At 75.9% G+C, this 12,406-nt stretch carries 9 protein-coding genes; 1 reads left to right on the top strand and 8 read right to left on the bottom strand.

The features are described from left to right. Positions 1–87: 87 nt before the first annotated feature. Positions 88–723, top strand: a complete 636-nt coding sequence (locus tag ACFP3R_RS04805) for an SDR family NAD(P)-dependent oxidoreductase (RefSeq protein WP_380633202.1) — start codon at positions 88–90, stop codon at positions 721–723. A gap of 15 nt (positions 724–738) precedes the next feature. On the opposite strand, the gene ACFP3R_RS04800 is transcribed toward ACFP3R_RS04805, so the two are convergent. The 8 genes from ACFP3R_RS04800 to ACFP3R_RS04765 form a co-directional block, all read right to left on the bottom strand. Next, entirely contained in the window at positions 739–3,396 is a 2,658-nt protein-coding gene (locus tag ACFP3R_RS04800) for a helix-turn-helix transcriptional regulator (protein ID WP_380633200.1), read from the bottom strand. 43 nt (positions 3,397–3,439) lie between these two features. Then, positions 3,440–3,967, bottom strand: coding sequence for a flavoprotein (locus ACFP3R_RS04795; RefSeq protein WP_380633198.1), 528 nt, complete (start codon positions 3,965–3,967; stop codon positions 3,440–3,442). A 163-nt stretch (positions 3,968–4,130) separates the two neighbouring features. Then, complete coding sequence (locus ACFP3R_RS04790) at positions 4,131–5,555, bottom strand: RsmB/NOP family class I SAM-dependent RNA methyltransferase (protein ID WP_380633196.1); 1,425 nt, start codon at positions 5,553–5,555, stop codon at positions 4,131–4,133. Continuing rightward, on the bottom strand, positions 5,552–6,481 hold the full coding sequence (gene fmt, locus ACFP3R_RS04785; RefSeq protein WP_380633372.1) for a methionyl-tRNA formyltransferase: 930 nt from the start codon (positions 6,479–6,481) through the stop codon (positions 5,552–5,554). The genes ACFP3R_RS04790 and fmt overlap by 4 nt, the downstream gene beginning before the upstream one ends. Before the next feature lie 116 nt (positions 6,482–6,597). Then, positions 6,598–7,146, bottom strand: a complete 549-nt coding sequence (gene def, locus ACFP3R_RS04780; protein WP_380633194.1) for a peptide deformylase — start codon at positions 7,144–7,146, stop codon at positions 6,598–6,600. A gap of 49 nt (positions 7,147–7,195) precedes the next feature. Further along, positions 7,196–7,387: a hypothetical protein gene (locus ACFP3R_RS04775; protein ID WP_380633192.1), complete on the bottom strand. Its 192-nt coding sequence runs from the start codon at positions 7,385–7,387 to the stop codon at positions 7,196–7,198. 266 nt (positions 7,388–7,653) lie between these two features. Next, complete coding sequence (gene ggt / locus ACFP3R_RS04770) at positions 7,654–9,438, bottom strand: gamma-glutamyltransferase (RefSeq protein WP_380633190.1); 1,785 nt, start codon at positions 9,436–9,438, stop codon at positions 7,654–7,656. 538 nt (positions 9,439–9,976) lie between these two features. Then, on the bottom strand, positions 9,977–11,911 hold the full coding sequence (locus tag ACFP3R_RS04765) for a primosomal protein N' (protein ID WP_380633370.1): 1,935 nt from the start codon (positions 11,909–11,911) through the stop codon (positions 9,977–9,979). Between the last annotated feature and the right edge of the window lie 495 nt (positions 11,912–12,406).

The raw sequence follows: 12,406 nt of genomic DNA, 5'->3' as shown, positions 1-12,406 counted from the left end.
CCATTCCCGACTACTCACGCGGGTAGTTCCCCTGTCGCGCGCGGGCTATTACGTTCAGGTGCGGGGCAGGTACTGGGGAGCGTTTGGATGAATGCGGAATTCCGCCGCCGCGTCGCGCTGGTCACCGGCGCGGGTTCGCGGCTCGGCGGCGAGGTGGTGGAGGCGCTGGCCCGGCGGAGCGCGCTGGTGGCGGCCGTCGACGGTGACGGGCCGCGGCTGGCCGACCTGGTCGAGCGGCTGCGCGACGAGGGGCTGCTGGTGGCCGGGCGGCAGATCGACGTGACGTCGAGCGACGCCGTGGACGCGCTGGTGGACCAGGTGGAGCGCGAGTTCGGGCCGGTGGACGCGCTGGTGGCGATGGCGGGCGCGCTGCGGCTGGGCCCCGCGCTGTCGATCACCGACCAGGACTGGTCGGTGAGCCTCGCGGTGAACGCGACCGGGGTGTTCAACACCTGCCGGTCCGTGGCCACGCGCATGGTCGGGCGGGGGCGCGGTCGGATCGTGGTGGTGCCCGCGCACGCGGTGGCGGCGCCCCGGCCCGGGGTGGCGGCCTACGCGGCGTCGCGGGCGGCGGCCGTCGCCTACGCCGAGTGCCTGGCCGTGGAGGTCGCGGCCGGCGGCGTGCACTGCGCGGTGGTGGCGCCGGCGGACGTGCGGCGGGTGGTGGACGAGGTGTGCTTCCTGCTCGGCGGGGGCGGGGTGTCGGACGCGCTCGGGGCGTGAGCCCGGTTCGGTGGCTCACGCCTTCGAGGTCTCCTGCTCGTGGGCCAGGCGGGCGAGTTCGACGCGTGAGCTGATGCCGAGCTTCCTGAAGATGCCCCGCAGGTGGTAGTTCACCGTGTGCGGGGACAGGTAGAGCTGCTTGGCGACCTGCCGGTTGGTCAGCCCCGCGCCCACCAGCCGGGCGATGTCGCGTTCCGGCTCGGACAGCCGCTGCCAGTCCGCGCCGCCCCCGAGCGCGGGCCCGGCGCCCCGGCGCAGCCTCGCCGCCTCGCCCTCCGCGCCCATCCGCTCGAAGATCCGCAGCGCCAGCGCGGTGTGCGCGGCGGCCCGGCCCTCGTGCCCGGCCTCGGCCAGCAGCACCGCCAGGTCCTCGTTGGCGTTGGCCTTCGCCCACGGGTGGTGGTGCCGCCCGGCGACCACCAGCAGCTCCTCCACGTCGTGGTCCAGCACGGCCCGCGCGTGGGCGGCGGCCACCGAGACCGTGGCGATGCCGGGGTTGGCCGCGGCCAGCTCCCGCGCCGCGGCCACCGCGGCGCGGGCCAGCTCGACGTCGTCGGCGGCCAGCGCGAGCCGCACCAGCCACGCCGCCGCGCCCGGCTCCTCCACGAGCATCCGCCGCGTGGCGTCGGGGTCGGCCACGCGCTCGCGGGCCCGCTCGACGGCCGGTCCGGGGCCGCCCTGGGCGTGGGTGAGCAGCAGCTCCACCCAGTCGTACTGGCCGGAGTGCAGCACCGCCTCGCCCGCGACCAGGTCGGCCCGGTAGCGGCGCACGTGCTCGGCCGCCGCCACGACCTCGCCCCGGTGCAGCGCCACCGTGGCCAGCACCGTGGAGGCGAGCGGGACGAGCAGCCGCAGGCCCCGGTCGCGGGCCGTGAGCAGGCCCTTCCGGGCCGCCGCGCGGGCCTGGTCCAGCCGCCCGGCCTGGGTGAGCACGCGGGCGCGGGCGATGGCGCGGGCGGCGGGCGCGCCGCTGGTGACCGCGTCGTCCTCGTCCGGGCCGTCACCGCGCACCAGGCGTTCGGCGTCGGCGAACTCGCCGAGCGCCGACAGCTTCAGCGCGAACGACACCGCCGATTGCGACTGCCACCACGCGGTGGGGCGGTCCAGCTCCCAGCGGGTCGACTGGCGGCCCCAGTAGAGGCTCTCGGCGAGGTTGCCCGCCCTCCACTCCAGGCAGGAGTGGACGGTCGCCGCCATCACCACGTCCGCGTCGCTGGCCTCGCGGTCGCGCGCGGTCAGCACCGACAGGGCGTGCGCGCCCGCGCGGGAACCGGTGGAGAAGTACAGCGCCAGCAGCCTGCCCGCCGAGGCCAGCCGCCGCAGCGGCTCCGGCGCGTCCGGCATGACCACCACGTGCTCCAACTCGGCCGCCGCGTCGGACGGGCGGCCGTCGGCGAGCAGGATGCCCGCCAGCACGACGTGCAGCTCGGCGGCCGCGGCGGGACCCGGCCGGCGGCCCAGGCTGTCCCGGGCCAGGGCGATGGCCGCGCCGAGGCGGCCGCCGGCGGCCAGCGCGCGGACCCCGTGCACGGCGTCCGCGCCGCGGTCCTCGTCGGCGACGGGTGTCGACCTGTCGTCCCGGTCGGCATGGTCGTCCCGGTCGGCATGGTCGTCCCGGTCGGCATGGTCGTCCCGGTCGGCGCGGTCGTTCAGGTCGGCGCGCGGGACGGGCGTGGCGTGGCGCGGGGCGTGCAGGACCGGCGCGGGGGTCGACCCGAGCACCGCGCGCCGCACCAGGTCCGAGTCGAACTCCCACCGCTCGTCGGCGCACACCACCAGGCCGGAGGAGACCGCCCGGTCGGCGGCCGGCAGCAGCGCGGCGGTGTCCTCCTCGACGACCGCGGCCACCTCGCGCAGCAGGAACGACCGGCCCACCACGGCGGCGGCCCGCACCAGCCGGGCCGCGCCGGGCGGCAGGGCCTCGACCCGGCCGCCCACCAGGTCCAGCACCCGGCGCGGCAACCGGTCTTCGCGGGGTCGGTCTTCGCGCGGCCAGTCCTCGCGGGGCTGGTCCTCGTGCGGCCAGTCCCCACGCGGCCAGTCCCCACGCGGCCAGTTCTCGCGCGGCCAGTCCCCACGTGGCCGGTCTTCGCACAGCCCGGCCACGCCGGCGCGGACCTCCAGCAGGTCCTCCTCGCGCAGGCCCAGGACCAGGTCGGCGATCAGGCGCGGGTTGCCGCCCGCCGTCGCGACGAGGGCGGTCAGCGCGGGATCGGGCGCGGCGCCCAGCAGCGCGCGGACCAGCCGCTCGGCCACGGCGTCGTCCACCGGCCCGAGGGTGAGCACGTCGCCCCGCTCGGCCAGGGCGCACCGCACCTCCGGGCCCGCCACCGCGCCGGTCAGGGCGAGCAGCGCGGTGACCGGGCGCCCGCGCAGCCTCGGCAGCAGGGCGAGCAGGGCGGCCGGGTCCCGGTGCGCGTGGTCGACGGCGATCAGCGGACGCGTGGCGGCGTCCTGCTCCAGGGCCCGGCACAGGTCGGCGGAGGTCGCCAGCCGCTCGCCGGGGACCAGGGCGACGGCGTAGCCCAGGTCGCGGGCGGCCTCGACCGCCTCCTCCAGCAGGAGCGTCTTGCCGGCGCACGGCGGGCCGTCGATGGCCAGCAGGCCACCGGGTTCGGACAGGAAGCGGAGAACCGAAGTTCGTTCACGATCCCGTCCGTACGATTTCGACACAATCAAGCCTGCTACGTGTCTTGACGGGCTGTCAATTCATCGGTCAGGGCGTGTTATCACCATTTTTGCGGAAAAGGCCGAACGGCACGACGCGGTCCAGTTCACGCACCACCGCACCGGGATCTGTGGCCAGCACCACCCCGGCGGAGATCAACACGTCCAGGTGACCGCCGAACGCGGGATGCGCGGACTGGTCGGCCGACACCCGCGGCATGACCACCAGCGGCGCGCGCCGGCCCAGGCCCTCGCAGAGGGCGGTGATCGCCTGGTTGTCGCCCAGGCCCAGGGCCAGCTTGGCCAGCGAGTTCGAGGTGGCGGGCGCAAAGGCGAACGCGTCGGGGACCGGGTGCGGTTTCGGCTCGGTGGGCAGGCGCGAGGTCCAGCGGACGGGCAGGTCGGTGGTCGCGGCCAGGTCCGGCAGTCGTGGTTCGAGCCAGCGGGCCGCGGTCGGGGTGAGGGTGATGGCCAGGCGCCAGCCCCGGTCAGCCAGGGGTCGGGCGAGTTCGTCGACGAGCCACCGCTCCACCCCGCCGGCGGCGGAGGCGACGAGGGCCAGCACGGGGCGGCTCACCGGGGTGGTCCGGGTGTGCGGGAGGGGGACGGCACGGTTCCGGCAGGCCCGCCCCCGGCAGGCACGACCCCGGAACGCCCGGCCACAGCAGGCCCGGCCACAGCAGGCCCGGTCTGTCCCGTACTGCCGCGCGCGGCAGTACGGGACAGACCGGGACCGCGGGTCACGCGGGTCGCCGCAGCACGGCGCAGAACATCGCGTCCGTCCCGTGCAGGTGCGGCCACAGCTGCACCTGCGGCCCGTCGCCCAGCTCCGGCACGCCGGGGAAGAACTCGCGGGTGTCCACCCGCTCGGCCCCGGTCCGGCGGGCCACGTCGGCGACCACGCCCACCGTCTCGGACAGGTGCGGCGTGCACACCACGTAGGCCACCACCCCGCCCGGCCGCACCAGCTCCAGCGCGGCGGTCAGCAGCTCCCGCTGCAAACGGGCCAGCGGCGCGACGTCCGACGGCTGCCGCCGCCAGCGCGCCTCCGGCCGGCGGCGCAGCGCGCCCAGGCCCGTGCACGGCGCGTCCACCAGCACCCGGTCGAACGAGCCGGCGGGCAGGCCGGAGTCTCGGCCGTCGGCGACGTGCACCGTGATGGGCAGGTCACCGGCCGCCTTGCGGACCAGCTCGGCGCGGTGCGGCGCCTTCTCCACCGCCTCCATGTCGGCGCCGGACAGGGCGGCGAGCGCGCCCAGCAGCACGGCCTTGCCGCCGGGCCCCGCGCACAGGTCCAGCCAGCGCGCGTCGGGGCCCTCCAGCGGCACGCGGGTCAGCGCCAGCGCGCAGAGCTGGCTGCCCTCGTCCTGCACGGCCGCCAGCCGCTCCCGCACCGCCTCCAGGTCACCGGGGTCGCCGCCCTCCTCCAGGCGCACCCCGTACGGCGAGTACGGGGCCGGCTCGCCGCCGGTCATCGCGGCCAGCTCGTCCGAGGTGACCTCCCCGGGCCGGGCGGCCAGGTGCACGGACGGGCGCGTGTCGTCGGCCGCCAGGGCGTCGCGCAGCGACTCGCCGCGGCTGCCCAGCGCCTCGGCGAACGCCTGCGCGATCCACCTCGGGTGGGCGTTGGCCATGGCCAGGTAGCCGACCGGGTCGGTGTCCTCGTCGGGCGCGACCTCCTCCACCCAACCCTGCTCGTCCTGCTCGGTGACGCGGCGCAGCACCGCGTTGGCGAACCCGGCCGCGCCGGAGCCCCGCTCGGCGCGCACCAGGTCGACGGTCGAGGCGACCGCCGCGTGCGCCGGGACGCGGGTGCGCAGCAGCTGGTAGGCGCCGAGCCGCAGGGCGTCGAGCACCGCGCCGTCCACTTCGGACAGCGGGCGGTCCGAGCAGGCGGTCAGCACGGCGTCGAGCAGGCCCTGGGCGCGCAGCGTGCCGTAGGTGAGCTCGGTGGCCAGCGCCGCGTCGCGGCTGGTGATCCGGCGTTCCCGCAGGAGGCCGGGCAGCACCAGGTTGGCGTAGGCGTCGCGCTGGCGCACCGCGCGCAGGGTGTCCAGCGCGGCCTGGCGCGCCGGGTCGTCCTGCGGCGGCCGGACGGGACCGGTCCGCCGGCGGGGCGGGTGGGGGCGGCGGGGCCGCGAGGGTCGGGAAGACCGCTGTGTCATGAGATCCGTTCCCCCGCCTCGACGCGGGCGCCGCGCGCCCAGTCGGTGGCGGGCATCCGCTTCTTGCCCTGCGCCTGGACCTCGCCCAGCGCGACGGGTTCGGTGGCCGTGCCGACGAGCACGCGCTTGCGCTCGACCTTGATCTCCCCCGGGGCGAGGTCGTGCCCCTCCTCGACCGGCAGCACCGGGCCGAGCTTGAGCCGTTCGCCGCGGAACTCCGCCCACGCGCCCGGGTCCGGGGTGACCGCGCGGGCCACCCGGTCCAGGGCGGCCGCGGGCGTGCCGAAGTCGAGCCGGGCGTCGTCCACGGCCACCTTCGGCGCGTAGCTGACACCCTCCTCGGGCTGCTCCACGGCCCGCAGCGAGCCGTCCGCGATGCCATCCACAGTGGACAGCAGCAGCTTGGCGCCGGACTCGGCGAGGCGGGCCAGCAGCTCGCCGGCCGTGTCGCGCTCGCGCACCCGCTCGGTCAGCACGCCGAACACCGGTCCCGCGTCGAGGGCCTTGACGATGCGGAACGTGGTCGCGCCGGTGATGTCGTCGCCGTGCCGCACGGCCGCCTGCACGGGTGCCGCGCCACGCCACGCGGGCAGCACCGAGAAGTGCAGGTTCACCCATCCGTGGGTGGGGATGGCCAGGGCGGACTCGGGCAGCAGCGCGCCGTAGGCGACCACCGGGCACAGGTCCGGCCGCAGCTCGCGCAGGCGGGCCAGGAACGCCGGGTCACCGGCCTTGACGGGGGTCAGCACCTCGATGCCGTGCTCGTCGGCCAGCGCCGCGACCGGCGACCGCTCCACCCGCCGACCGCGGCCGGACGGCGCGTCGGGTCTGGTGACCACGGCGGCCACCTCGTGCCGGTCGGACTCCAGGAGCGCCCGCAGCGACGGCAGGGCGACCTCGGGCGTACCCGCGAAGACCAGGCGCATCGTCACGCGCCTCCGGACGGCACGGCGGAACTCCGGTGGAACGGCGGACTGGCTGGGTCGAACACGCGCTCTCCTCGCATCGGGGCAGGGCGCAAGTCTAGGAGAGCCCGCCGGCGCTAGTTCGCGCCACCGAACAGCGGGTGCGGCGACTGCTTCAGGGTCGGCGCGGAACCGTCGAACCACGACTGCTGCCGGATCTCCGCCATCGCCCGCTTGCGGGTCTCCTCGTCCAGGCGGTCCAGGAACAGCACGCCGTCGAGGTGGTCGGTCTCGTGCTGGATGCAGCGCGCGAGCAGGTCGGTGCCCTCCACCTCGACCGGCTCGCCGTACATGTTCCAGCCGCGGGCGATCACCCGGCGGTGGCGGCGGCAGTCCCAGGCCAGGCCGGGGATGGACAGGCAGCCCTCCAGGCCCTCCTGGTACTCGTCGCCCACCACGTCGAAGGTGGGGTTGACCAGGTGACCCGCGAACCCGTCGCAGTGGTAGGTGAACACGCGCAGGCCCACGCCGAGCTGCGGTGCGGCGAGCCCCGCGCCGCCGGCCTCGCCCATGGTGTCCCAGAGGTCCTTGACCAGCCTGCGCAGCTCCGCGTCGAAATCGCCGACCTCGACCGCGGGGCTGCGCAGCACCGGGTCGCCGAACAGCCGGATCGGTTGGACGGTCACGCACACTCCTCGTGCCGGCGCCTGGGCTCTCCAGTCTACGGAAAGCGGGTCAGTGCTCCAGGTCACGACCGAGGAGGGCCACGCCCAGCAGGGCGGTGGTGAAGTGGCCGAGGAAGCGGGCGGCGGTGGTGACGCCCGCGGGGAGGGCGTCGGTCAGCTGCCTGGTGAGGGCGGGTGCGGTGGTGGGGAACTCGGCGCCCGCGGTCGGGCCCTGTGGGTGGGTCATCGTGATGGCGGTCATGTCACGCTCCTCGTCTCGTACCTCCAGGGTCCGGCTGGAGGCGTGCGCGTGCATCCGCTTGGAGTAGCGGTTCGCCGTCATACCTCGGGATGAAGGGCACGGGACGCCTCGGGCCCACCCCGCTTTGGTGGCGGGGTGGGCCCGAGGTGGGGCGTGGGTTGTTCGGGTGGGTGGTGGGTGGCGGGCCGGTTGCCGATGGCGGGCCGGCGGTGCGCGGCGGGTTGCCGGTAGCCGGTGGTCAGCCGCTGTTGGTCAGCGATCAACGATCAGCGCGAGGGCCAGACGGCGCGGGCCGCGCCTCCTCCGCGCCTGCTGGTCTCGGCGGCGGCGCGCCAGCGGCCGTCCCCGAGGCGTTCGACCGCCGTCACCGCGCCGATCTCGCCGGTCGGGGTGAAGCGGTGCCCGAGGGCTTGCAGGGCCTGTGCCTCGGGGGTGGCCAGGAAGGCGGCCTCGGCCTGCGTGCTCGCGGCGTTGCGCTGGGAGGCGCGCGGTGCGGCGATGGCCTCGACCAGCGGGACGCCCCGGTCCAGCCGCTGGGTCAGCACGTGGATGATCGTGGTGATGATGCTCGCGCCGCCGGGTGAGCCGAGGGCCAGCACCGGCTTGCCGTGGTCGAGCACGATGGTCGGCGACATCGACGAGCGCGGGCGCTTGCCGGGGCCCGGCAGGTTCGGGTCGGGCACGCCCGGGGTGACCGGGGTGAACGAGAAGTCGGTCAGCTCGTTGTTGAGCAGGAACCCCCGGCGGGGCACCACGATGCCGCTGCCGCCCTCCTGCTCGATGGTGAGCGTGTAGGCGACGACGTTGCCCCAGCGGTCGGCGACGGTGAGGTGCGTGGTGTCCGTGCCCTCGTACGGGGTGGCGGCGGGCTCGCCGGTGGTCCCGCACGGGGCCGGGTTGCGCGGGTCGCCGGGCGCGACGGCGCCGGTCAGGGCCTTGGTCGGGTCGATGAGGCACGCCCGGCTGTCCGCGAAGCGCTGGGACAGCAGCTCGCGGGTCGGGACGTCGACCGCCGCCGGGTCGCCCACCCACCGGTTGCGGTCGGCGAAGGACAGGCGACTGGCCTCCAGGAACCGGTGCAGGTACTGGGTGGGGGTCTCCTCCGACAGCTTCGTGGTCTCCAGGATGTTCAGGGCCTCGCCGACCGTGGTGCCGCCGGACGACGGCGGGGCCATGCCGAACACGTCGAGGCCGCGGTAGCGGATGTGGGTGGGGTCGCGGCGCGCGACGGAGTAGCCGCGCAGGTCGGCGGTGGTCATCCCGCCGGAGCGGACCTCGCGGGTGACGCCGGCGGCGACCGGCGGCTGCTGGACGGTCCGCGCCACCTCACGGGCCAGCTCGCCCTCGTAGAAGGTGCGGATGCCCTTGCGGCGCAGCTCGCGGTAGGTGTCGGCGAGGTCGGGGTTGCGGAACGTGCTGCCGATCGCGGGCGGGGTCCCGTTCGGCAGGTACAGCGCGCGGGTCGAGGTGAAGTCGGTGAACCGCGCGGCGTTCTCCGTGACCTGGCGGTTGAAGGTGGCGTCGACCCGGAAGCCGCGCCGGGCCAGGTCCTCGGCCGGCTTGACGGCCCGGTCCAGGGACAAGGTGCCCCACCTGCGGAGCGCCTCCTCCCAGGTCTTGGGCGTGCCCGGGACACCGATCGACAACCCGCTGGTCACGGCCTCGGCGAACGGGATGGCCACCCCGTCCTCCACGAACAGGTCGGCGTTCGCGGCGGCGGGCGCGGTCTCACGACCGTCCAATGTGGAGATGCGGCCCGTGCGCGCGTCGTAGTGGACGAAGAAGCCGCCACCGCCGATGCCGGCGGAGAACGGGTCGGTGACACCCAGCGCGGCGGCGACCGCGACCGCGGCGTCCACCGCGTTCCCGCCGCGGCGCAGGACCTCGACCCCGATCTGCGAGGCGTCGGGGTCGACGCTGGACACCACACCCCCGCTGCCGACGGCTTCGGGCACGCGGGGCGGCGCGGCGGGGGTGGCGCCCGCGACGGCGGGCAGGAGCGGGACCAGCAGGACGGATGCGAGGACGCTGACGACAGTCGACCGGAGCATCGTTCTCTTCTACTCCACCCCGGGGGAAAGCTGAACCTCCCGAGTGGCTGGTTCGCGGGAGGTGAGCACATGGGGTTGTGATGGATAAGCGTGGGTTGGGGCGGTGGCTGAATCGATTCTGGAGGGTTGGGGGCGAGGTGGGCGGAGTAGTACGACCCGGCCCGACAGACGGCCCTGGAGGGGCGGCGCGAGCGAGGCGGCAGGCGCAGGCCGGGGGGAGGCGCAGGCGGGGGGAGGCGCAGGCGGCAGGCGCAGGCGGCGGCGAGCCCCGGCAGGGTGGCGCGAGCCGGGCGGGAGGTAGAGGAGTGGGAGGCGCGACCGGCGATGAGCCCCTGCGGGGTGGCCCGAGCGGGGCAGCGCGAGCAGGTGGCGCGAGCGGGTGACCCGAGCACGGTGACCCGAGCGCGGTGACCCGAGCGCGGTGACCCGAGCGCGGTGACCCGAGCGCGGTGGGACGCAGAGGAGTGGGAGGTAGAGGGGATGCGCGAGGGGGGCGGAAAGGCAGGGGTGGGAGCCGTGCTGGAGAGACAGGGGCGGGTCAGAGGACTTCGAGGGGGTCCAGCTTCACCCTGACCGCCTCGGGTTCCTTCCTTGCGCTGCGGACCGACTGGAGTTCGCTGAGGACCGCGGCCAGCGATCGGCCGTCCGGGCGGGCTACTCGGACCAGGGCGCGTTCCCGGTCCTCGTCCAGGGGGACCGGGCCCAGGACTTCGCCGCTCGGGGGTAGGTGGAGGTCGTCGAGGACGGCGGCCAGTGCGTCCCGGGAGCCGTCGACCGTGGCCATGCGCACCGCCGGCGGGAAGCCCAGCTCTTCCCGGGCCGCCAGTTCCTGCCTGGCGTGCCACACCGGGTCCCAGCGGACCAGTGCCTGCACCGGCGCCAGGGACGAGTCCGCGATCACCACGACCCGGCCGGCCTCGTGCACCAGCGCCGCCGCCGTCATCCAGCGGCGCAGCGCTTCTTCGGCAGCCCGCAGGTCGGCTCGACCCAGCAGGGCCCAGCCGTCCAGCAGCAGGGCGGCGCCGTAGCCGTCCGGGGCCACCGGTTCCGCGCCGGGGGTCGCGACCACCAGCGAGCGGCCACCGGGGACGGTGGACAGCACCTCGTCGCCGCCCGACGTGCGGACCGGGACGCCGTTGAACGCCCGGCCCAGCTCCTCGGCCGTGCGGCGGGCGCCGATGATCTGGCCGCGCAGCCGGCGTGAGCCGCAGGTCGGGCAGCGGTAGGCGGCTTCGGTCGCGCCGCACCAGCGGCAGTACGCGGGCCTGGGCTCGCCGTCCCGGGTGCCGCCCGGCAGGGCCAGGGGTCCCGCGCAGCGGCGGCACCGGGCGGGTGCCCGGCACTGGCCGCACGCCAGGGCGGGCACGTAGCCCCGGCGCGGTACCTGGATCAGGACCGGGCTGTCGGCCGACAGCGCGGCGCGGGCCGCGTCGAACGCCATGGACGGGAGCCTCGCCGATCTCGCCGCTGGGTCCTTCACCTCCTGCCAGTCGTTGTCGCCGACGGCCGCCACGCGCGGCGCCACCGAGCGCAGCGTGTCGCGGGCCGCGACCACCTCGTGCGCCCAGCCGCTGTCGACGAGCAGCTGGGCCTCGGCGGTCCGGGCGAAACCGCCGACCAGGAACGAGGCGCCGGTCAGGTGCGCGCGCTGCACCAGCACGTCACGCACGTTCGGGTAAGGCATCCGGGGTTCGGAGTGCAGGTCGTCGCCGTCGTCCCACACCACGACCAGGCCCAGGTCGTGCACCGGCGCGAACGTGGCCCCGCGCGTGCCGAGCACCACCCGCACCGAGCCCCGTCGCACGGCCAGCCACCGCTTGTACCGCTCGGAGGGCCCGAGGTCGGCCGACAGTGCCACCACGTCCGCCTCGTGCATGAGCGCGAGGCACGCCGCGTGCAGCCTGGCCAGGTCACGGTGGTCCGGCACGACCACCAGCGCACCCCGCCCGGTGCTGGCCATCGAGGCCGCCGCCTCGGCCAGCCGGGCCGGCCAGTCCTCGGCGGGCAGCGCCTGCCACACCGCCCTGGCGGCACGACCCGAGCGCAGCGCCTCCAGGAGGTGGGAGCCGAGCGGGTACCGCGCCCAGCCCTCCTCCGGCGGCGCCACCGGCGCGGGCCCGGGGTCCGGCGACGGCTTTGCCTCGGCCCGCGCGTGCCGGGGCGGGATGGCCATGCGCAGCACGTCGATCAACGACCCCGCGTACCGGTCGGCCACCGCCCGCGCCAGCTCCGCGACCTCCGGGGACAGCACCGGCTCGGACGACACCACCCGGTCCAGGAAGGTGAGCTTCCGGCCGTACTCCGAGGACTCCGCCCGCTCCAGCAGGTAGCCGTCCACCAGCTGCCCCGCGAACCGCACCCGGACCCGGCAGCCGGGCACCGCGTCCGCGTCCTGCTCCGCGGGGACCAGGTAGTCGAACGGGCGGTCCAGGTGGGCCAGCGGCACGTCGACGGACACGCGGGCAACCGGCATCGAGGCGGCGGGGACCCGCTCCCCGCGCCTGCTGCCCACCTCGCCCGCCACGGGGGGAGGTCTACCAGAGACCGCTGGCGACACTCGCGGCCCGGGTGGCGGCGGGCGGCCCGTCACGACCGCGTTCGGGGACCGGTGGTGAGAAGGGGCTGGAAGGAGGAGGGGTGGAGGAGGGAGAGAGGGCCTGGGGCAGGGGGTGGGATGGGGTCATGGATTTAGTATCGAACAGGTGTTCGACGGGGGCAAGGTCTCGGTCGGGTGATCGTTTGGGTGCGGTGGTGGTGAGTGGGGCGCGGTTGGGACGGCCATGGCCTGGTGAGCCGAGGCAGCGGACGCCCGGACGGCTCCCGGCTCCCGGCTCCCGGACACGTCCTCCCACAAGGCTCCACCCGGCGGATTCCGGGGGAAGAAGTCCGGGGGAAGAAGTCCGGTTCGCCGCCGCTGATCAGGCTGCTGACGAGGCTGCGCGGGAACCGCCCGCCGCAGGGCGCGAAG

The organism is Saccharothrix lopnurensis (assembly GCF_042658445.1).
In the GTDB taxonomy this organism is placed as follows: domain Bacteria; phylum Actinomycetota; class Actinomycetes; order Mycobacteriales; family Pseudonocardiaceae; genus Actinosynnema; species Actinosynnema lopnurensis.
The sequence above is the reverse complement of the archived record's forward strand: the minus strand, read 5'-3'. Positions and strand labels throughout refer to the sequence as shown.

Bases quoted from the DNA above. Each gene is read 5' to 3' on its own strand.
- ggt (WP_380633190.1), bottom strand. From the start codon at position 9,438: ATGCTCCGGTCGACTGTCGTCAGCGTCCTCGCATCCGTCCTGCTGGTC.
- fmt (WP_380633372.1), bottom strand. From the start codon at position 6,481: ATGCGCCTGGTCTTCGCGGGTACGCCCGAGGTCGCCCTGCCGTCGCTG.
- ACFP3R_RS04805 (WP_380633202.1), top strand. From the start codon at position 88: ATGAATGCGGAATTCCGCCGCCGCGTCGCGCTGGTCACCGGCGCGGGT.
- ACFP3R_RS04775 (WP_380633192.1), bottom strand. From the start codon at position 7,387: ATGACCGCCATCACGATGACCCACCCACAGGGCCCGACCGCGGGCGCC.
- ACFP3R_RS04790 (WP_380633196.1), bottom strand. From the start codon at position 5,555: ATGACACAGCGGTCTTCCCGACCCTCGCGGCCCCGCCGCCCCCACCCG.
- ACFP3R_RS04765 (WP_380633370.1), bottom strand. From the start codon at position 11,911: ATGCCGGTTGCCCGCGTGTCCGTCGACGTGCCGCTGGCCCACCTGGAC.